The organism is Mesorhizobium atlanticum (genome assembly GCF_003289965.1).
GTDB classification, from domain to species: Bacteria; Pseudomonadota; Alphaproteobacteria; order Rhizobiales; family Rhizobiaceae; genus Mesorhizobium; species Mesorhizobium atlanticum.
Genome location: NZ_QMBQ01000002.1, coordinates 351,600 through 371,100, shown reverse-complemented (window position 1 = coordinate 371,100; position 19,501 = coordinate 351,600). Strand labels below are relative to the sequence as shown.

Genomic DNA, 19,501 nt, shown 5'->3' with positions numbered 1-19,501 from the left:
AATTTCGCCCGCTTTATGTCAACCCTCGGGCCCGCTCCCGAAATCAAAGGAATCGCGGCACGGAATGCATCTGAAACGGCAAGCAACCATGCTGGCTTCGGCCCTTGCGGCCACATTGGCCTCGGTCGAGCAGGCTGAAGTCCATCCGCATGTCTTTGCCGAAGCCCGGCTCGACGTCATCCTCAGCCAGGATCACCAAAGTGTGACGGCGCTGCGCCACCTTTGGCGCTTCGACGACCTGTTTTCGAGTACAGTGATGATGGAGTTCGACAAGAATTCCGATCTGAAACTTGACGACAAAGAGCTCAAGGAAGTGGCCGACACCGTCCATTCCTCGCTGGCCGAGTTCAACTACTTCCAGCTCGTCACCCAGGACGGCAAGGACGTGCCCATGGTGCCGCCGCCGCACCTGATGGCGAACTTCGACAACGACCAGCTGATCATCCTGTTCGAATCGCAGCCCAAGACGCCGATCAAGCTCGCCGGCAAGATCGATATCGGCGTGTACGACCCGACCTTCTACACCGCGATCGACTTCACCGACGACGCCAACCTCGCGGTCGAAGGCCTGCCCTCGACCTGCACCAAGAAGGTCATCCGCCCGGATCCGGATGAGGCGATCAAGGAAAACCAGAAGACCCTGACGGACGCGTTCTTCAACGATCCGACAGGCACAGACATGAGCAAGATCTTCGCCACCAAGCTCGAATTGGACTGCCCGCCGGAAGGATGATTTGGTGATGAAACCTTCGTTACGCCTGGCGCTTGGCCTGCTGGCCGCCACCTTGGTGATCACTCACTTGCCCGGCGCCGCGCATGCGCAGAGCTCGCTTGGCATCGGCACCAATGACGGCATGGCGCCGACCACCACGGGCCCGTTCGCCCACATTCTGATGTGGATCAATCTCAGGCAGCAGGAATTCTACCATTCGCTGGCCGCCGCCATGAAGGCGATGCGCCAGGACGGCAGCAAGCTCTGGCTGCTGATCGGCCTATCCTTCGCCTATGGCATCTTCCACGCCGCCGGCCCCGGCCACGGCAAGGCGGTGATCTCATCCTACATGGTCGCCAATGAAGTCGCGCTCAGGCGCGGCATCATGCTCTCCTTCGTCTCGGCGCTGCTGCAGGGCCTGACGGCGGTGGTCGTCATGATGCTTGCCTATTTCGTGCTGCGCGGCACTGCGATCTCGATGACCGACGCCGCCTGGTTCCTCGAAATCTCCAGCTTTGTGCTGGTCACCTTGTTCGGTGCCTGGCTGCTTTGGCGCAAGCTCGGCCCATCGGTGCTGCGCCTGTTCGGCAGGACGCCCGCCTACAGCCTGTCGGCCGCCCATGCCGGCCATTCGCATGGCGGGCATTCCCACGCACACGCTCACGCGCATTCTCATGCCGGCCACTCTCATGCGCACGCGCATGCCCATGCACTGCACGTGCATGGCGATGATGATCATCATGACCATTCGCATGCCCACGCCCATGATCATGGCGCGCATGAGCACCACCATCACGCCGCGCACGACCACCACGACCATGGCCCGGGCGAGGTCTGCGAGACCTGCGGCCATTCGCATGCGCCGGATCCGGCGATGCTGTCGGGCGACCGCTTCGACTGGAAGACCGCCTGGTCGGCTGTGGCCGCCGTCGGCATCCGCCCCTGCTCCGGCGCGCTGATCGTGCTGAGCTTCGCGCTGCTCAACGGCCTTTGGCTCGGCGGGCTGCTGTCGGTGCTGGCGATGTCGATCGGCACCGCGATCACCGTCTCGGCGCTGGCAACGATCGCCGTGACGGCCAAGAACTGGGCGGTCTATTTCGCCGGCGACGGCCGCATCGGCAACCGCATCCACTCCATCGTCGAGATCGGCGGCGCCGCCTTCATCTTCCTGGTCGGCCTGCTGCTGCTGTCGGCCAGCCTGTCGGGCGGCGCCTGATCATAAGCAGTGCCCGAAGCCGTATTGCGCTTCGGGTCAGGCGAGCATCACCCTATCGATAGACGTCAAGCTATCTTCCCGTCGAGCTCATCCTCGATATGAGCTTGGATGATTTCGTCGAAGCTCTGCTCGGCGGCAAAGCCGAGCTCCCGTGCCCTGCTGGCCTCGAACCGTGTCGGCCAGCCTTTGACGATCGCCCAGACGGTCTCGTCGGGCTGCTCGCGGATCCGCTTCGCGACCTCGGCGCCGGCAATTCGCTCCAGCGCCTCGATCTGCTCGCCGACAGTGACGGCGACGCCAGGCATTGTGAGGTTGCGGCGCGGTCCGACCTTGTCGCCGTCGATCTCGGCCGCATGGATGAGGAAATTCACCGCCGAGCGCGGGCTGGCATGGGTGTGCAGCACCGAGCGCGGCACCGGCAGGATCGCCTCCTGCCCCGCGAGCGGCTCGCGGATGATGCCGGAGAAGAAGCTGGAGGCCGCCTTGTTCGGCTTGCCGGGGCGCACGCAGATCGTCGGCAGCCTTATACCGATGCCGTCGAAGAAGCCGCGTCGCGTGTAATCGGCAAGCAGCGCTTCGCTCATCTGCTTCTGCGTGCCGTATGAGGTGAGCGGCGTCGGGTGGAACTCGTCCGGAATGACATCCGGAAACGGCGCGCCGAACACGGCGATCGACGAGGTGAAGACCAGGCGCGGCGCGAACGCCGCCAGCCGCACCGCGTCGAACAGCGCGCGCGTGCCGTCGAGATTGACCCGGTAGCCAAGATCGAAATTGGCTTCGGCCTCGCCCGATACGATGCCGGCCAGATGGAAGATCACGTCAGGGCGGGAAGCCACCAGAGCCGCCATGGCGCCGGGAGCGGAAAGATCGCCGGTATGGATCGACACATCGACGCCCGCGAGCGCCGGCGCCTGCGGCGCCACGATGTCATGCAGGTCGAGCGCCGTTATCTTGCGCCCGCGCAAGGCGCCGTCCCTGGCCAGCCGCGCGATAAGCTTGCGGCCGACCATGCCGGCCGCGCCCGTGATCAGAATTCTCATCTTCAGAGACCTTTCTTGTGCTGGCTGCGTCCGCGCAGCCACAGGACGACGAACAGCCCGACCATGAAGACCGCGGCGATGACGGCCGCCAGCACCGTCGATACCTTGCCCGCGGCCAGCATGATGACCGGCAGGAAATAGGCGGCGAGACCGAACACGAGCAGTATCACAGCCGCGGCGATCGCCGCGTTGCGTGTGTCACGATCCATCAGCAGGCTTTCCTGGCTTCGACGCTGTTAGGCATAATGGTGATCAGTGGTAGTGCCGGCGATCGGCGGGCGCGCCATGCGCGTGATCGTGATCGTGGTGGTGGTCGTGCATGTCATGGCTATCGGCGCATTGCCCGAATTCCGGTTCGACCGTGGCATGATCGATACCATGCTTTGCGGCAAGCCGTTTCTTGATGGCGCTCACGGCCAAATGCTGATTGACGCCGTCATTCAGGCAGGCGTGCAGCGTCGCCATGTTCGATGCGCCGTCGAGCGACCAGATATGCATGTGGTGCACCTCGCGCACGCCCTTGACCGCGCCTTCCAGGTCCTTGGCGATCAGGTCGCGATCGAGGCTCGCCGGCACCCCTTCGAGCAGCACATGCGCGGCCTCGCGCATCAGCGACCACGCCGTCGACAGGATGAGCAGCGACACCAGCACCGACAGGATTGGATCGATCGGAGTCCAGCCCGTCGCCAGGATGACGATGGCGGCGACAATGGCCGCGGCGGAGCCCAGCAGGTCGCCCAGCACATGCAGGATGGCGCCGCGCATGTTGAGGCTCTCGCGGTCGCCGCCATGCAGCACGAAGAAGGAGGCGATGTTGACCAGGAGGCCTGCCACTGCCACCACCAGCATCGGCCCGCCGAGCACGGGTGACGGGTGCATCAGTCGTCCCCAGGCTTCGTAGACGATCCAGAGCGCGATGACGAAGATGGCGATGCCGTTGGTGTAGGCGACCAGCGTCTTCACCCGGCCGAAGCCATAGGTCAGACGGCCCGTTGCCGGGCGTCCGGCAAGATGGAAGGCGTACCATGCAAGACCGAGCGCGATGGCGTCGGCCAGCATGTGGCCGGCATCGGCGACAAGCGCCAGCGATCCGGTGAGCCAGCCGCCGAGGGCCTCGGCGACCATGAAGCCGGCCGTCAGGCAAGTAGCCATCAGCACCCGTTTCTTGTCGGTCGAGCCATGCACATGGCCGGCGCCATGGTTGTGCCCATGCGAACCGTGGTCATGCGCCATCGCGGAACTCCTCGTTACTCACCATGATCCTATCCGAAAACCGGTTGCCCACTTTTCGGGATCATGGTTTACGCGCCAAAGTGGGAGCGGAAATCCTCCAGCCGCCGCTTCTGGACGCCTTCGCCATCGAAATTTGCCGGGTCGAGCCAGCCCTCATAGGCTTTGCGCAAGGCCGGCCATTCCTTGTCGATGATCGAATACCACGCCGTATCGCGGTTTTCACCCTTCACCACAAGATGCTGGCGGAAGATGCCTTCGAACTTGAAACCGAAGCGCTCGGCGGCGTGCTTCGAAGGCTCGTTGCGGTTGTTGCATTTCCATTCGTAGCGGCGGTAGCCGAGATCGTCGAAAAGATATTTCGCAAACAGGAACTGCGCCTCGGTAGCCGCCGGCTTGCGCGAGATCAGCGGACCCCAATAGATGTTGCCGATTTCGCCGACGCCGTTGGCGGCGTCGATACGCATCAGCGTCTGGCGCCCGGCGATCTTGCCGCTCGCCTTGTCGATGACGGCGAAGAACAGCGGATCCTCGCTCGCTTCCGCCTTGTCGAGCCACGGCTGGAAGGCCGCGCGGGTCTCCGGCGGGTAGTCGGGCAGCCAGGCGAAACGTCCGCCGACATCCGAAACCGACGAGGCCTCGTAGAGCCCGTCGCCATGTATCGCCGCGCTCAGCGGCTCGAGCCTGACTGTGCGCCCCTCGATCGCCTTGCGTTCCGGCCGCGGGCGCGGCTGCCAATTCTTCAGATCTTCCGACACCGGCCACTCCAAACCGTTGACTTTTCCCAGCGGACGCTCACAAAAACGCTCGCTCACAGAAAGAACCACAGGGACGGGAAAAATGCTCCACACGATCGCCGCTTTCGATCGTCTCGGCGAGGAAAATGCCTTCGCGGTGCTGGCGAGGGCCACCGCGCTTGCCCATCAGGGGCGCGACATCATCAATCTCGGCATCGGCCAGCCCGACTTCAAGACGCCGCAGCACATCGTCGAGGCGGCGATCAAGGCACTGCGCGACGGCCATCACGGCTACACCCCCGCCAACGGCCTTTTGGCCACACGCGAGGCCGTCGTGCGCCGCACGCTGACCACAACCGGCGTCGAGGTTTCGCCCGAGAATGTGATGATCTTGCCCGGCGGCAAGCCGACCATGTTCGCCGCGATCCTGATGTTCGGCGAGGCGGGTGCCGAGATCCTCTACCCCGATCCCGGCTTTCCGATCTACCGCTCGATGATCGAGTTCACCGGCGCGACGCCCGTGCCGGTGCCGATCCGCGAGGAGAACGGCTTTGCCTTCTCGGCGGAAGAGACGCTGGCGCTGATCACGCCCAGGACCAGGTTGCTGATCCTCAATTCGCCCGCCAATCCGACCGGCGGCGTCACGCCGCGCGCCGAGATCGAGAAGCTGGTCAAGGGCCTGGAGAAGCATCCTGAGGTCGCCATCATGTCGGACGAGATCTACGACGTCATGACCTATGACGGCGAGAAGCACTGCTCGCTGCTCAACTTCCCCGAAATCCGCGACCGCCTGATCGTGCTCAACGGCTGGTCGAAGACCTGGGCGATGACGGGCTGGCGTATGGGCTGGTCGATCTGGCCGAACGGCGACAAGGGCGCCCATCTCTATGACAAGGTGCGCAAGCTGGCGGTGAATTGCTGGTCCTGCGTCAACGCGCCCAGCCAGTTTGCCGGGATCGCCGCGATCGACGGCCCGCAGGACGATGTCGACAAGATGATGCGCGCCTTCGACAACCGCAGGAAGATTGTGGTCGAGGGGCTGAATGCGCTGCCAGGCATTTCCTGCGTCACGCCTAAGGGCGCCTTCTACGCCTTCCCCAACGTGTCGAAGACCGGCTGGAAGGCCAAGAAGCTCGCCTCGGCGCTGCTGGAGGACGCCGGCGTGGCGCTGATCGGCGGCCCCGACTTCGGCGTGCTCGGCGAAGGCTATATTCGGCTCTCCTACGCCAATTCCGAGGAAAACATCCTGCGCGCGTTGGAACGGATCGAGGCGTTTCTGAAGAAGTGACCCGTCAGGGGCCTATCCGCGCCCGACGAACGGCATCTTCGTGGCCATCACCGTCATGAACAAAACGTTCGCGTCGAGCGGCAGGCTGGCCATATGCAGCACCGCGTCGGCGACGCGCTGCACGTCCATCACCGCCTCGGCGGCGATCGAGCCGTTGGCTTGCGGCACGCCGACCGTCATCGGCTGGGCCATCTCGGTCAGCGCATTGCCGATGTCGATCTGGCCGCAGGCGATGTCGAAGGGCCGGCCGTCGAGCGCCAGCGTCTTGGTGAGCCCGGTGATGGCGTGCTTGGTCGCCGTATAGGGCACGGAACCAGGGCGCGGCGCATAGGCCGACACCGAGCCGTTGTTGATGATGCGGCCGCCCATCGGCTTTTGCCGGCGCATGGCGCCGAAGGCTGCGCGCGCGCACAGGAACGAGCCGGTGAGATTGACGCCGACCACATCGTTCCAGACCTCGACTGGGATCTCGTCGATCAGCGTCGACTTGTAGCCCATGCCGGCATTGTTGAAGAGCAGGTCGACGCGGCCGAAGGCCTCGAGCACCGTCTCGAACATATCGTCGACCTCGCCGGCCTTGCTGATGTCGCAAGCGACGGCCAATGCCTTGGCCTGCGTCTTGCCGGCATCGGCGATCGCCTCTTCCAGCAGCGTCTTGCGACGGCCGCAGAACACCGTGTTCCAGCCTGCCTGGAGCAGTGCCGTAGCGACGCTCTTGCCGATGCCGGTGCCGGCTCCGGTAACGATCGCGGTCTTCTCTGCTATGGCGGTCATCGTCGTCCTCCCGGTCATGCTCGGAAAGACGTGGCATCGCAAATGGCACGGATCAAGGCAAGCCGCCGTTGGCGATAAAGAAAGGGCCAACAAAAAGGGCGGTCATTGGCGACCGCCCCGATCTGAACCGCGCTTGGGAGGAGGAAAAGCCGGTCCGACTGATTAGAATGATGCGCTTGCTGGGTTAACGAGAGATTAACGACCGGCAGGGCGTCGCGGGATCGCGTTTACCAACGCTTACTCACCACGGCGAACCGGGCGTGCTCCCGGCCGGCACCTTGGCCGCCGAGACGGTCGCCTCGACATGATCGACCAGCGCATCCGGCAGGCCGAGCCGGCCGGCGAGCAGGTCGAGATAGCCGCGCTCGGCGCGCGTATCTGGATCGATGGTCAGACGCGAGGCGGTGTAGAGTTCCAGCTTCTGCGCATCGGTCTTGGCGCCGGCGACCAGAGTGTCGAGATCGAGTGGTCTATCGAGCTCGGCAAGCAGGAATTTTTCCGCTTCCGCGCCGATGCCGGCGAGCTTCAGCTTGTCGGCGATCTTCTTGCGCTCATCATCGTCGACATGACCATCGGCCTTCGCCGCCGAGATCATCGCCCGGACTAGGGTCAGCGTGAACTCGGCCTCGCCCTGCGGCGCCTGCGCGGGATCGAAAGCGGTATCGGCCGGCGGCGGGAGCAGTTCGGGCTCGCCGGACGCGGGCGCCTGCGCCGGCTCGTTGCCGGCCTTGTAATTCTGATAGGCCTTGTAGGCGAGGCCGCCGATCGCCGCCAGACCGCCGAGCTTGATGGCCGCGCCCGTCACCTGCCGGCCGGTGCCGGTGCCGAGCAGCACGGCGGCAAGCGCGCCGGCGGCAAGCGGATTGTCCTTCGCCATCTGCACCGCCTGCCCCGCCTTGTCGCGCACGGTCGAGCCGGTCCCAGGGATTTGCGAGCCGAGAAGGTCGTCGAGCAGCTTCTTGGGGTCGAGCATCAATGCCTCCAGAATTGGCCCGGCCGAATACGCCCGGGCAGGGTTTCGGACCGGCAAGACGTAGGCCCCGCGCCCCGACATTACAATAACTGGGCATTGCAATGACGATGGACATTTCGCCCGCCCGGCGCTGCCATCGGCGCGGGCTCCTCATGTGTCGAAACGGCGGAGTGCTTCGGCTAGGATAGCGGCAATTCTGAAAGGAGCGATCGGATGACCAATGCGCAAAACCGCGAGCCGGCGCGCGATCCGCAGGATCTCGAGCGTCTGCTGATCGATCGGCAATGGGCCGGCGACATCGAGGGCATGCTGGCGCTGTTCGAGCCCGACGCCGTCGTCGACAGCGGCGATGGCGAGCCGGTTCGCGACCGACACGCCATCCGCGCGGTGTTCGAGCAGGGCATCGCTGCGGGACGAAAGTTCCAGCGTGGCGAGCAGCGCCCTGCCCTCATCAATGGCGACCTGGCGCTGACCTCGACCAAGCTTCCCGACGGCAGCATAACCAGCGAGGTTGCCCGCCGTCAGAGCGACGGCACCTGGCTCTGGGCGATCGACCGCTATTCGGTGATTTTTTAGAGGTGTTTTGACGCAACTCCGGACGGAAGGCGACCGCGAAGTCGCCGCGCCTTGCCGCTTCACACTTTTCCTGGAATTGCTTTAGCTGCCGATATGGCGCTTGCCGCCGCGCGCTTGCGCAAGTTCGACCTGACGGTGGCGTTCGGCATAGCGCTCCCGATCCGCATCGGAACGCGCCTCGAAGCAATGCGGGCACGAAACGCCGATTGTATATTTCGGCGACAACCTATCCTCGACCGTCAGCGGATGCCGGCAGGCGCGGCAGAGCTCCGCTTCGCCCTCGGTCAGGCCATGCGAGACGGACACCCGCTCGTCGAACACAAAACACTCGCCTTGCCACAGGCTCTCTCCGGCCGGCACCTCCTCGAGATATTTCAGGATACCGCCCTTGAGATGGAAGATATCTTTGAGGCCGAGCGACTTCACATAGGCCGTCGCTTTCTCGCAGCGAATGCCACCGGTGCAGAACATCGCCACCTTGCGGCCTTCGAGCTCTTCACGGTGCTCTTCCACCCAGGCCGGGAACTCGCGGAAGCTGGAGGTCCTCGGGTCGACCGCGCCCTTGAACGTGCCGAGTGAGACTTCATAGGCGTTGCGCGTGTCGATGACGACGGTGTCCGCATCCGAGATCAGCGCATTCCAATCGGCCGGCGCGACATAGGTGCCGGCGCTGGTTGCCGCATCGATGGCCTCCACACCCATGGTGACGATCTCGCGCTTCAGCCGCACCTTCATGCGGTGGAACGGCATCTCGGCGGCGCTGCTGTATTTGACTTCCAGCCCGGCAAGGCCTTCCATGGCCTCCAGATGACCGATGAGCGCGGCAATCGCCTCCTCGCAGCCGGCGACGGTACCGTTGATGCCTTCATGCGCCAGAAGCAGCGTGCCCTTGATGCCGCGCCCGCAACAGAAGGCGGCGAGCGGCGCGCGCAGGGCCTCGTATCCGTCGAGCCGCGCGAATTTGTAAAGCGCGGCGACGCGGATTGGCTGAATTTCCTTGGTTGTCGTCATGGCCATGCCACTAGACCGTGGTTAAAGCGGTTTCAAGGCCGAGGAAATTCAGGTCATGCACGATCTGCCACGCGGCATCACGACACGCCACCCTTCGTGGACTTGGCATATTCCTTCTGCTAATCGGTTTAAACCGATCGAAATGGAGACCAGCACATGACCAGCAAGACCGAAAAGCTCCTATCGCTCCTCAACGGTCAGCCGGTTATCCCGGTGCTCAAGATCGCCAATGTCGCCGATGCCGTGCCGCTTGCCCGTGCTTTGTCGCGCGGCGGTTTGCGGGCCATCGAGATCACGCTGCGCACCGCTGACGCGCTGGAGGCGATCCGTCGTGTGGCAGCCGAAGTCGAGGACGCGGTGGTCGGCGCCGGCACCATTCTCGATGCCAGGCAGTTCGACGAAGCGGCCCGCGCCGGCTCGAAATTCATCGTCAGCCCGGGCATCACCAGCCAGCTTCTCGACGCAGCCAAGGACAGCCCGGTGCCGCTGCTGCCCGGCGCCATCACGCCCGGCGAGATCATGGCCGCGCGCGAAGCCGGCCTGCGCTTCCTGAAATTCTTCCCGGCCGAGCAGTCCGGCGGCATCGCGTCGTTGAAAGCTTTCGCCTCGCCGCTCGCCGACGTGAAATTCTGCCCGACCGGCGGCATAACGGCCAAGAACGCCGCCGATTATCTGAGCCTGCCCAATGTCATTTGCGTCGGCGGCTCGTGGGTGGCGCCCGACGATCTCATCAAGGCCGGCAAGTGGGACGAGATCGAAGCGCTGGCGCGTGAGGCGAGCAAGCTCAAGAAGTAATCGGCGTTTTCACCAGGGCAGCGCGTTCGAGGGAGCAACCACCGCCGATGCCGCAGCCAGCGCTAGAACTGACGCCAACACACTCTTCCTCATGAATATCCCCAGTTTGGAACGGACCCGTTTTCAACCCATCATCGGGCTCGGCGTTCCAGCCTCACGCTAAGTTTAGCCTGGCGTGTACTCGCTCGGAACACCGGTTGAGGCATTGCCGTGTCTGGTTCCCGCTCATGGATTCGAACCACGATTCACGCCTTCAAAGGGCGCTGTCCTACCATTAGACGAAGCGGGAAGACCTGGCGATCAAACAGGCCTTCAGGGATGAAAACAAAAAGCCGCGTTGTCCTGCAACGCGGCTTCTCCGTGTCTGGCGGGATCGCTATTTCGTCTGGAAGCGCGCGACCGACAGGAACTTCACCGCATTGCCAGTGAAACGGCTTGCATCCGGCACCTGGTCATCCGCCTGGAAGCCGGCGGTGTACACTTCGCTCGGCGGCGTATGCACGATGTTATAGGCATAACGCGGAGCCGTCGTCGGATCGGAAACCGAAGCGATGTTCACGCCGCTGCCAAGCGCCCAGCGCGCGGCCTGCGGCGGTGCCGCCACCACCATGGCCTTCGGTCCCGGCTTCAGATCGTGGGCGGACGCCCTGCCTTCCTTGGCCGTCGTCTTTACACTGCCGCCGATCGCCTGCGAAGGATCGGTCCCTGCCGGAAGGGCGGCGATGGCCTTGCGCGGCGAGGCCGCATCCGAGGGATCGTTGAACGCCGAACGCGGCTCCGGTTGCGTCAGCGACGCAAGCTGGTATTCGGCGCCGGCACCGCCAGCCTCGACGGACGCGTTGGCCTGTTCCAGAACAGCCTTGACCTCATCCTGCTTGCCGGGCTGCGGCCGGGCGGTCGGCAGCACGGAGAACGCATCGGTCGCGCTCTTGTCCTGCGAAGCCGTTTCGGCCAGCGCCAGAAGCACGTTCTTATCCTTCGACGCCAGTTCGGCCGGCGTCGAGCGATCGGGGCGCCAGGTCGGAAGCGGAATGTTGTTGACCGCCACCTGCGCCGGATCGGTGCCCGCGGCCTCGGCCGCGCTGGCAGCGCCGAACGGAACCTTGTCAGGCACGGGTGCCTGCGCGGTCGCGACCGCCTGCTCGGTCGTCGCCGAGGCATCCGCCACGGCGAACGGCACATTCTGCGGCGTCTGCTGGCCGACATCGACCTTCGGACGCGGCGCGAAATCGGGCAACGGGATTTCCTTGGGCGGCAGAGCGGCGATGATCGTCTCCGGCGTATCCTGCTGCGGCTGCTGCGAATCGTCGGCGCTGTCATCCGCGATCTGGGGGACGTTGGCGCGCTTGGCATCCTTCGGCGAAACGATCGCGATGCCCGGGAGATTGCTGTTGCGTGCCGTCGCGACGCTCGCGACCTGGACCTGCTTCACAGCCTTCGCCTGGGGCGCACCGCCGCCGTCACCGGTATCGGCATCGTCGTCTGCCTCGTCGGCGCCACCGCCGAACAAGGCGGCAAGCAATCCGCCCGACCGCTTGCCCGAGCCGCCGGCGCTGGCCAGTTCGATGTTTGGCGTGCCGGCGCCCTTACGCGCCTGATATGCGGCCAGCGCCTGCTCGTAGCCGGGCAGCGGCCTGCCGTCGCTCGGCACATGCAGCGTCTTGCCGTTCGGGAACAGGCTGACCAGTTCCTGGCGGCTGATGCCAGGCCAGTGACGCACATTGCCGACATCCATGTGCACGAAGGGTGAGCCGGAGGTCGGGTAGTAGCCGACGCCGCCGCCCTGCATCTTGAGGCCGATATTGCGCAGCTTCTTCAGCGGCACGCCGGGGATGTAGAAATCCATCGCCTTGCCCAGCATGTGCTGGCTCTTCTCGGCGACGCCGCGGCTACGCGAACGCAGCATCGCGTTGGTCGACGGCGAACGATAGCCGCAGACGACCTGGATATAGTCGGTCGCGCCGCTTTCGCGATAGGCTTCCCAGACGAGGTCGAGCAACCGCGGATCCATCTTGGTGGGCTCGTTGCGGCGCCAGTCGCGCAGGATGATGTTGATCTTGCGCAGGCCTTCCGGATCGTAGCGACCATTGCGCTTGTAGACGATCTCGGCCTTCTCGTGCGTGTGCAAGTGATAGAGCTTGAGCGTGCGAACCTCAGCCCTGGCGCCCGACATTGCCGCGGACAGGAACGCGACAGCCAAAATCACAAACGTCAGCCACCTCGGCCAGACGCTCATGTGAAAATGCCGCCCGTTTGTGTGTCGTTCGATTTTGTTCAAATCAAATGGCTTTCAGGCTGCCGTTTGTCCCCGGATTTGACCAAACGGATGCGTCGTTTTCACATCCGAATATCGATCCTAATGGTTAATCATCGTTTATTGAAGCCGAAATGCGGTAACACCGTGGCGATATCCCGTCAAAAATGATGCACAGCATTTCGTGGTAAACCGCTGGTTTAGATCAAGAATCCGGCCTCCGCCAGAACACGATCTGTTACCGTTAGCGTTAATGCGTGATCCTGGGCAACGTTAACCGCTGAAAACCCTGCGCTTTCACGTCAAAAGCGACAATTTGACTCGGATTTTAGGCGAGCAAGCTGGTTCGAGGCTTGCCTGTCATGAGGCAAGCCGGTCGACGCGACCAGCTTCGGGATCAATGCCATATTCCTTCAACTTGCGGTAGAGAGTCGAGCGGCCGATGCCCAACCGGCGCGCGACTTCGCTCATCTGGCCGTTGTAATGGTCGATCGCCAGCTTGATCATCTCGAGCTCGACATCGGCCAGCGCCCGCACATTGCCCCGCTCGTCCAGCGCCCGAAGCGTTCCGAACCGCGGCTGCGGCCTGGCCGGCGTTTCATCGTCCGACAGGGCAGATCCCGTTGTCTCTGCAACCGCCTCATCCGCTTGCCTGGCCCCTTCCGCAACCGTTTCGGCCGTGGCGTATGCCGTTTCCGCTCCCAGGTCGACCGTGCCTTCCACCTGGGCCCGGATCTGCGGGAACTCCTCCTCGGTCAGCACGTTGCCCTCGGCAAGCACCGACGCGCGGAAGACCGCATTCTCCAATTGGCGGATGTTGCCCGGCCAGTCATAGGCCTGCAGCATTGCAAGCGCTTGCGCCGATATGCCGGTAAGGCGGCGGCGCGGATCGGTCGGCGCCACCTTTTCCATGAAATGCCGGACAAGGTAGGGGATGTCGTCGCGGCGGTCGCGCAGCGGCGGCACAAAGATCGGGTAGACATTCAGGCGGTAGAAGAGGTCCTCGCGGAACTTGCCGTCCTTGACCTGCTGCAGAAGGTTCCGGTGCGTGGCCGAGATCAGCCTTATATCGACCTTGACGGTGGAGCGGCCGCCGACCGGATCGACCTCGCCCTCCTGCACGGCGCGCAGCAGCTTGACCTGAACGTCGAGCGGCAGATCGCCGATCTCGTCGAGGAACAGCGTGCCGGAATTCGCCTCGACGAATTTGCCGGTGTGCTTCTCGGTGGCGCCGGTGAAGGAGCCCTTCTCGTGGCCGAACAGGATCGATTCGACGAGATTGTCCGGGATGGCGCCGCAATTGACGGTGACGAAGGGCTTCGAACGGCGATCGCCGCTGCCCTGGATGGCGCGCGCCACCAGTTCCTTGCCGACGCCGGACTCGCCCTCGATCAGGATCGGGATGTTGGAGGCTGCCGCCTTCTGTCCAAGGCGTATCACTCGGTCCATTGCCGGGCTGCGCGTGATCATGTCCTTGAAGGTGAGATGGCCGCCGCCGCGCCGCCGCGACGCGCGCTTCATCTCGTCCTCGACAGCTTCCACCTTGAGCGCGTTGGAGATCGCGGTCTGCAGCCTGTCGGGCGACGCCGGCTTGACGACGAAGTCGAAGGCGCCGTGCCGCATCGCCGAGACGACCGTCTCGATGCCGCCCTGGGCCGTCTGCACGATGACGGGAATGTTGATGGCGCGCTCGCGCATCGCCTTCAGCACGCCGATGCCGTCGAGGCCGGGCATGACAAGGTCGAGAATGACGACCGAGACTTCGCGCGCGTTCGGCCCGTCGAGCACGTCGAGGCCAGCCTCGCCGCCATCGGTGACGATCGCGGTGTGGCCGAACTTGGTCAGCGCGGCCTCGACCAGCCTGCGCTGCACCGGATCGTCATCGACTATGAGTATGGAACCTGTCATGACTGTTCGAGTTGTCCGCCCGAGAAAATCCCCATGGATCATCTTGGCACAGGGTTCTAAATAAGGTTTCAAAAAACCCGGTGAACGAATTCCTTAGGATTTGACCGGCTTCCTCCTTCCCTCTGATTTGGCATCGATTCAAAGTTCAAAGAAGGTATTGCTGATGCGCATGGAGTTTGGTCAGCGGCTTGCGGCGCCAGCGTCCGGAATCGGCGCGGCGGAGCTTGGCGATCTGCCGGAGTGGAATCTCGCTGATCTCTATTCCGGCATGGAAGCGCCCGAATTGAAGCGCGACATCGCCAAGGCGGCCAGCGACGCCGTCGCCTTCGAGGCCCGCTGGAAAGGCACGCTGGCCGCGGAAGCCGGGCGCGGCGGCGCCGGCCGGCTGGGCGAGGCGCTGCAAGCCTATGAGGCGCTCGAGGAACTGATCGGCCGCATCGTCTCCTACGCCGGCCTCGTCTATGCCGGCAACACCGCCGATCCGCAGCGCGCCAAGCTCTACGGCGACGTCCAGGAAAAGATGACGGACGCGAGCGCCCATCTTCTGTTCTTCGCGCTTGAGCTCAACCTGATCGATGATGCGGCGATCGAGAACGCGCTGGCCGCCGACAAGGCCTTCGGCCACTACCGGCCCTGGGTGCTCGACCTCAGAAAGGACAAACCCTACCAGCTCGAGGATCGCGTCGAGCAATTGTTCCACGAAAAGTCGGTCACCGGGCGCGGCGCCTGGAACCGCCTGTTCGACGAGACGATGACCGACCTGCGCTTCGACGTCGACGGCGAGGAACTGACGCTGGAGCCGGCGCTCAATCGGTTGCAGGATACGGATGGCGAAGTGCGCCGCCGCGCCTCAGAGGCGCTCGCGGCAACGTTCCGCAAGAACCTGCGCACCTTCACCCTCATCACCAACACGTTAGCCAAGGACAAGGAAATCTCCGACCGCTGGCGCGGCTTCCAGGATATTGCCGACTCGCGCCACCTCGCCAACCGCGTCGAGCGCGACGTGGTCGACGCGCTGGCGGCGGCCGTGCGCGAGGCCTATCCGCGGCTGTCGCACCGCTATTACGCGATGAAGGCGCGATGGCTCGGCATGGAGGTGATGAACCACTGGGACCGCAACGCACCGCTGCCGGAGACGCCGAAGGCGGTGATCCGCTGGGATGACGCCAGGGACACGGTGCTCTCCGCCTACCAACGCTTCTCGCCCGACATGGCCGAAATCGCCCGCGGCTTCTTCGACCGCAGATGGATCGACGCGCCGGTCAGGCCGGGCAAATCGCCCGGCGCCTTCGCCCATCCGACGGTGCCGTCGGCGCATCCTTATGTGTTGCTCAACTACATGGGCAAGCCGCGCGATGTGATGACGCTGGCGCATGAGCTCGGCCATGGCGTGCATCAGGTGCTGGCCGCCGGCCAGGGCGCGCTGATGGCCTCGACGCCGCTGACGCTGGCCGAGACCGCCTCCGTCTTCGGCGAGATGCTGACCTTCCGCTCCCTTCTCGAACAGACCAGTGACAAACGCGAGCGCAAAGCCATGCTCGCTCAGAAGGTCGAGGACATGATCAACACGGTCGTGCGCCAGATCGCCTTCTACGAGTTCGAGCGCAAGGTGCACACCGAGCGCAAGAACGGCGAGCTGACGTCGGACAGGTTGGGCGAATTCTGGCTGGAGGTGCAGGCCGAGAGCCTGGGGCCGGCGATCAAGCTGCGCGACGGCTACGAGGTCTTCTGGACCTATATCCCGCACTTCATCCATTCGCCCTTCTATGTCTATGCCTATGCCTTCGGCGACTGCCTGGTGAACTCGCTCTACGCCGTCTACCAGAATGCCGAGCGCGGCTTTCAGGAGAAGTATTTCGAGATGCTGCGCGCCGGCGGCACGAAGCATCACTCCGAACTCCTGGCGCCCTTCGGCCTCGACGCCACCGATCCGGCGTTCTGGCAGATCGGCCTTGGCGTGATCGGTTCGCTGATCGACGAGTTGGAAGCGCTGGACAAGTGAACAGCAACGAAGCGTGCATCGGCATCTATAGTTCAGCCAAGACGCATATTAGCAAGAAACTATTCTTGCCCTAAATAGCTGTTCTTGAATAACTCTGCGGCGCATTTTCAACTGGCTTTCGACAAGCCATATGATAGCGTCCGCCCTCAAGCTCAGCCGGACGCATCGCGCAGGCCAGAGATGCCTGCCGCTCCGCCACGGCGAATGCGATGATGGCCGTCGGTCCGGACAAGACCGAACGCCGATGGCTCGATTGAAGCCGGCGGTTCCACCGACACGGAACCTTTGACGATCCTTGGCGGCAAGCGTGCCCTCCCAGCCGCGGCCGACGGATCGGACTGGAGAGGGAAATGAGCACTTTCTTCTACATGCTCCTGGCGTTCGTTGTGGGTATCCTGGTTGGCTGGTTCATCTGGGGCCGCCTGCGCGGCGAGATCGACAGTCTGCGTGGCGATCTCGATCGCACCCGAAGCGAACGCGACAGGCTGAAGGCCGACAGCGACCGGCTGAAGGGCGAGCTCGATGCCTGCGGCCGTGCCCGAGCCGATCTCGAAAGCCGGCTGCGCGAGGCGCCTTCCAAGGCAGGCGCCGCCAAGGCCGCCACGCCGGCCCCGGCGGCGCTGGTCTCGACCCCGGCGAACGCGACATCGGCAGCGACGGCGAAGCCCGCTGCCGCGAAGAAGCTGGCGGCCACGAAAACCGCGGCAGCGAAGCCCGCGGCCAAGGCAGCCGCGCCGAAGAAGGCGGCTCCCGCCAAGAAAGCCGCCGCGCCGAAGGCCGCGACCGGTAAGGCCGACGATCTGCGCCGCCTCATCGGCATCGGCCCGGTCAACGAGAGGCTGCTCAAGGGCCTGGGCGTCGCCACCTATGCCCAGATCGCCGCCTGGACCGACGCCGACGTCAAACGCGTCGAGGAGGTGCTCAATTTCGACGGCCGCATCGCGCGCGAGAAATGGATCGAGCAGGCGAAACTGCTGGCCGCCGGCGACGAGGCGGAATTCGCGCGCCAGTTCCCGACCGCTGGAACCGCTAGCAACACCTGATCAACCAGCCTATAGGCCGCAGGCGGCGTCCTAACGGGCGCCGTCTTTGTTTTGGGCCAGCCGCCTTTGCGCCGCCCGACGCCGCTCTCTCGATTGCGCCTCGCCGGCCCCCCATATAGAGCGATCGACTGAATTGTCCGCTTCCAAGGCTCATGTCCCTGCCCGCAGCCATTTTCCGCAACGACGAGAGCGCGCGTCAGCTGGTGTTCGACCGGCCGCACGAGATCATTCTCGCGCGCACTGCGGAGGAGTTCGTGCCGGCGCTCGAGCGAGCCCAGGCCGCCTCCGACTCCGGAAAATGGCTGGCGGGTTATTTCTCCTACGAGGCCGGCTATCTGCTCGAGCCGAAACTGGTGCCGCTGCTGCCCGAGGGCCGCCGCGCGCCGCTGGTCTGCCTCGGCGTCTTCGATGCGCCCGTCGAACAGGCCGTGCCGCAAAATGCGGGATCCGCCAGCAACGGCCCGATTTTCGATGCAAGGGCAACGTGGTCCGCCGAGGACTATGCCGGCCGCTTCGCCCGCCTTCACAACCACATCCGCAAGGGTGACTGCTACCAGGGCAACCTCACCTTCCCCGTCCGCGCGCAATGGTCCGGCGATCCGCTTGCCGCCTTCGACGCGCTGACCGAACGCCAGCCGGTCAAATACGGCGCGCTGGTCTCGCTCGGCGATCCGGTCGTCCTGTCGCGCTCGCCCGAACTGTTCTTCGAGATCGATGCCGAGGGCATGATCGAGACGCATCCGATGAAGGGCACCGCGCCGCGCGGCGCGACCAAGGCCGAGGATGCCCGGCTGAAGGCCTTCCTGCGCAACGACGAGAAGAACCAGGCCGAGAACCGGATGATCGTCGACCTGCTGCGCAACGACATCTCGCTGATCAGCGAGGTCGGCACGCTGGAGGTGCCGGAACTGTTCCGCATCGAGACCTATCCGACCGTGCACCAGATGGTGAGCCGCGTGCGGGCGAAGCTTCTGCCTGACATCGGTATCCGCCAGGTCTTCGCCGCGCTCTTCCCCTGCGGCTCGATCACCGGTGCGCCGAAGATCCGCGCCATGGAAATCCTGCACGAGCTGGAAGGCGCGCCGCGCGACGTCTATTGCGGCGCCATCGGCTGGATCGCGCCTGGCGGCAGGATGCGTTTTTCGGTGGCGATCCGCACCATCTCGCTCTTTGCCGACGGCGAGGCGGTCTACAATGTCGGCGGCGGCGTCGTCTTCGATTCCACCGCCGAGGAGGAGTATCGGGAGTGTCTGTTGAAAGCGCGCTTCGCGACGGGAACGGTGCCGGCTTCGAGCTGATCGAGACCATGCGCTGGGAGCCTGGTTCCGGCTTCCTGCGCTTCGAGCGCCACCTCGCCAGGCTTTATGCGTCCGCCGCCGAACTCGGCTTCGCCTGCGATCCCGAACGGATCGGCGAAGTGCTTTCGAACGCCGTCAACGGACAGCTGATTGCCTTGCGCGTGCGCCTCGCCCTGCAACGCAGCGGCGAAGCGGCGGCAGCCGTGCAGCCTTACGAACCATTACCCGCCGACAAGGTCTGGCGGCTGCAGCTGGCGCGGATCCGGCTTGATTCCGGCAACATGCTGCTGCGCCACAAGACCAGCCTGCGTCAGGTCTACACGCAGGCGCGCGCGGAATATCTCGCCACGCGCGCCGAGGAAGTGCTTCTAGCCAACGAGCGCGGCGAGCTCTGCGAGGGCACGATCACCAACCTCTTTGCCGATTTCGGCGACGGCCCGCTCGCCACGCCCCGCCTCGACTGCGGCCTTTTGCCTGGAATATTGCGCGGTGAGCTTCTGGACGAAGGCCGCGCCGTGGAAGCGATCTACAGCTTCGACGATCTGAAGGCCGCGAAGGCGATCTTCGTCGGCAACTCGCTGCGCGGGCTGATCCCGGCGCGGCTTGGCTGACCGCGCGGGAGACATAAACTGGATAACAACCAA

Annotated in this window: 18 protein-coding genes and 1 tRNA gene; 9 read left to right on the top strand and 10 right to left on the bottom strand. The window is 64.4% G+C overall.

Annotation, left to right across the window (positions count from 1 at the left end):
* Positions 1–64: 64 nt before the first annotated feature.
* Positions 65–733 (top strand): DUF1007 family protein, encoded by a 669-nt coding sequence (locus DPM35_RS06840; RefSeq protein ID WP_112126547.1) that lies wholly within the window; start codon positions 65–67, stop codon positions 731–733.
* A gap of 7 nt (positions 734–740) precedes the next feature.
* Positions 741–1,928, top strand: coding sequence for a nickel/cobalt transporter (locus DPM35_RS06835; RefSeq protein WP_112127084.1), 1,188 nt, complete (start codon positions 741–743; stop codon positions 1,926–1,928).
* Between the two features lie 65 nt (positions 1,929–1,993).
* On the opposite strand, the gene denD is transcribed toward DPM35_RS06835, so the two are convergent.
* The 4 genes from denD to DPM35_RS06815 form a co-directional block, all read right to left on the bottom strand.
* The gene (denD, locus tag DPM35_RS06830) at positions 1,994–2,968 is read right to left on the bottom strand and encodes a D-erythronate dehydrogenase (protein ID WP_112126546.1); all 975 of its coding nucleotides are present in this window, start codon (positions 2,966–2,968) and stop codon (positions 1,994–1,996) included.
* A gap of 2 nt (positions 2,969–2,970) precedes the next feature.
* A complete protein-coding gene (locus DPM35_RS06825; RefSeq protein WP_112126545.1) occupies positions 2,971–3,177 on the bottom strand; it encodes a hypothetical protein in 207 nt (68 codons plus the stop codon).
* Positions 3,178–3,220: 43 nt separating this feature from the next.
* Positions 3,221–4,201 carry a cation diffusion facilitator family transporter gene (locus tag DPM35_RS06820; RefSeq protein ID WP_112126544.1) on the bottom strand — a complete coding sequence of 327 codons (981 nt, stop codon included), beginning with the start codon at positions 4,199–4,201 and terminating at the stop codon, positions 3,221–3,223.
* Positions 4,202–4,269: 68 nt separating this feature from the next.
* Positions 4,270–4,956, bottom strand: a complete 687-nt coding sequence (locus DPM35_RS06815; protein WP_112127083.1) for a GNAT family N-acetyltransferase — start codon at positions 4,954–4,956, stop codon at positions 4,270–4,272.
* An 82-nt stretch (positions 4,957–5,038) separates the two neighbouring features.
* Here DPM35_RS06815 and DPM35_RS06810 point away from each other — a divergent pair, with 82 nt between their 5' ends.
* Positions 5,039–6,223: a pyridoxal phosphate-dependent aminotransferase gene (locus tag DPM35_RS06810; RefSeq protein WP_112126543.1), complete on the top strand. Its 1,185-nt coding sequence runs from the start codon at positions 5,039–5,041 to the stop codon at positions 6,221–6,223.
* 12 nt (positions 6,224–6,235) lie between these two features.
* On the opposite strand, the gene DPM35_RS06805 is transcribed toward DPM35_RS06810, so the two are convergent.
* Entirely contained in the window at positions 6,236–6,997 is a 762-nt protein-coding gene (locus DPM35_RS06805) for an SDR family oxidoreductase (RefSeq protein WP_112126542.1), read from the bottom strand.
* Between the two features lie 241 nt (positions 6,998–7,238).
* Positions 7,239–7,970, bottom strand: coding sequence for a tellurite resistance TerB family protein (locus tag DPM35_RS06800; protein ID WP_112126541.1), 732 nt, complete (start codon positions 7,968–7,970; stop codon positions 7,239–7,241).
* Between the two features lie 213 nt (positions 7,971–8,183).
* Here DPM35_RS06800 and DPM35_RS06795 point away from each other — a divergent pair, with 213 nt between their 5' ends.
* Positions 8,184–8,546, top strand: coding sequence for a YybH family protein (locus DPM35_RS06795; RefSeq protein ID WP_112126540.1), 363 nt, complete (start codon positions 8,184–8,186; stop codon positions 8,544–8,546).
* Between the two features lie 81 nt (positions 8,547–8,627).
* On the opposite strand, the gene trhO is transcribed toward DPM35_RS06795, so the two are convergent.
* Positions 8,628–9,557 (bottom strand): oxygen-dependent tRNA uridine(34) hydroxylase TrhO, encoded by a 930-nt coding sequence (trhO, locus tag DPM35_RS06790; RefSeq protein ID WP_112127082.1) that lies wholly within the window; start codon positions 9,555–9,557, stop codon positions 8,628–8,630.
* Positions 9,558–9,713: 156 nt separating this feature from the next.
* Between trhO and DPM35_RS06785 the strand changes: the two genes are divergently transcribed.
* Positions 9,714–10,352: a 2-dehydro-3-deoxy-phosphogluconate aldolase gene (locus DPM35_RS06785; RefSeq protein WP_112126539.1), complete on the top strand. Its 639-nt coding sequence runs from the start codon at positions 9,714–9,716 to the stop codon at positions 10,350–10,352.
* Positions 10,353–10,567: 215 nt separating this feature from the next.
* On the opposite strand, the gene DPM35_RS06780 is transcribed toward DPM35_RS06785, so the two are convergent.
* The 3 genes from DPM35_RS06780 to DPM35_RS06770 form a co-directional block, all read right to left on the bottom strand.
* Positions 10,568–10,641, bottom strand: a tRNA-Gln gene (locus tag DPM35_RS06780).
* 87 nt (positions 10,642–10,728) lie between these two features.
* Positions 10,729–12,588 carry a peptidoglycan L,D-endopeptidase MepK gene (locus DPM35_RS06775; RefSeq protein WP_112126538.1) on the bottom strand — a complete coding sequence of 620 codons (1,860 nt, stop codon included), beginning with the start codon at positions 12,586–12,588 and terminating at the stop codon, positions 10,729–10,731.
* A gap of 378 nt (positions 12,589–12,966) precedes the next feature.
* Positions 12,967–14,514, bottom strand: a complete 1,548-nt coding sequence (locus DPM35_RS06770; RefSeq protein ID WP_112126537.1) for a sigma-54-dependent transcriptional regulator — start codon at positions 14,512–14,514, stop codon at positions 12,967–12,969.
* A 163-nt stretch (positions 14,515–14,677) separates the two neighbouring features.
* Between DPM35_RS06770 and DPM35_RS06765 the strand changes: the two genes are divergently transcribed.
* From DPM35_RS06765 to DPM35_RS06750, 4 genes are all read left to right on the top strand, one after another.
* Positions 14,678–16,516: a M3 family oligoendopeptidase gene (locus DPM35_RS06765; RefSeq protein WP_181591943.1), complete on the top strand. Its 1,839-nt coding sequence runs from the start codon at positions 14,678–14,680 to the stop codon at positions 16,514–16,516.
* 350 nt (positions 16,517–16,866) lie between these two features.
* A complete protein-coding gene (locus DPM35_RS06760; RefSeq protein WP_112126536.1) occupies positions 16,867–17,559 on the top strand; it encodes a proton-conducting membrane transporter in 693 nt (230 codons plus the stop codon).
* A 152-nt stretch (positions 17,560–17,711) separates the two neighbouring features.
* Positions 17,712–18,857 (top strand): aminodeoxychorismate synthase component I, encoded by a 1,146-nt coding sequence (locus DPM35_RS06755; protein WP_112126535.1) that lies wholly within the window; start codon positions 17,712–17,714, stop codon positions 18,855–18,857.
* Positions 18,806–19,468, top strand: a complete 663-nt coding sequence (locus DPM35_RS06750; protein ID WP_112126534.1) for an aminotransferase class IV family protein — start codon at positions 18,806–18,808, stop codon at positions 19,466–19,468. Before DPM35_RS06755 ends, DPM35_RS06750 begins: the two co-directional genes overlap by 52 nt.
* The last annotated feature ends 33 nt before the right edge of the window (positions 19,469–19,501 follow it).

Coding starts and splice junctions, on each gene's coding strand:
- DPM35_RS06765 (WP_181591943.1), top strand. CDS start 14,678: ATGCGCATGGAGTTTGGTCAGCGGCTTGCGGCGCCAGCGTCCGGAATC.
- DPM35_RS06810 (WP_112126543.1), top strand. CDS start 5,039: ATGCTCCACACGATCGCCGCTTTCGATCGTCTCGGCGAGGAAAATGCC.
- DPM35_RS06795 (WP_112126540.1), top strand. CDS start 8,184: ATGACCAATGCGCAAAACCGCGAGCCGGCGCGCGATCCGCAGGATCTC.
- DPM35_RS06820 (WP_112126544.1), bottom strand. CDS start 4,201: ATGGCGCATGACCACGGTTCGCATGGGCACAACCATGGCGCCGGCCAT.
- DPM35_RS06755 (WP_112126535.1), top strand. CDS start 17,712: ATGTCCCTGCCCGCAGCCATTTTCCGCAACGACGAGAGCGCGCGTCAG.
- DPM35_RS06785 (WP_112126539.1), top strand. CDS start 9,714: ATGACCAGCAAGACCGAAAAGCTCCTATCGCTCCTCAACGGTCAGCCG.
- denD (WP_112126546.1), bottom strand. CDS start 2,968: ATGAGAATTCTGATCACGGGCGCGGCCGGCATGGTCGGCCGCAAGCTT.
- DPM35_RS06760 (WP_112126536.1), top strand. CDS start 16,867: ATGAGCACTTTCTTCTACATGCTCCTGGCGTTCGTTGTGGGTATCCTG.
- DPM35_RS06770 (WP_112126537.1), bottom strand. CDS start 14,514: ATGACAGGTTCCATACTCATAGTCGATGACGATCCGGTGCAGCGCAGG.
- DPM35_RS06840 (WP_112126547.1), top strand. CDS start 65: ATGCATCTGAAACGGCAAGCAACCATGCTGGCTTCGGCCCTTGCGGCC.
- DPM35_RS06805 (WP_112126542.1), bottom strand. CDS start 6,997: ATGACCGCCATAGCAGAGAAGACCGCGATCGTTACCGGAGCCGGCACC.
- DPM35_RS06825 (WP_112126545.1), bottom strand. CDS start 3,177: ATGGATCGTGACACACGCAACGCGGCGATCGCCGCGGCTGTGATACTG.
- DPM35_RS06775 (WP_112126538.1), bottom strand. CDS start 12,588: ATGAGCGTCTGGCCGAGGTGGCTGACGTTTGTGATTTTGGCTGTCGCG.
- DPM35_RS06835 (WP_112127084.1), top strand. CDS start 741: ATGAAACCTTCGTTACGCCTGGCGCTTGGCCTGCTGGCCGCCACCTTG.
- trhO (WP_112127082.1), bottom strand. CDS start 9,557: ATGACGACAACCAAGGAAATTCAGCCAATCCGCGTCGCCGCGCTTTAC.
- DPM35_RS06800 (WP_112126541.1), bottom strand. CDS start 7,970: ATGCTCGACCCCAAGAAGCTGCTCGACGACCTTCTCGGCTCGCAAATC.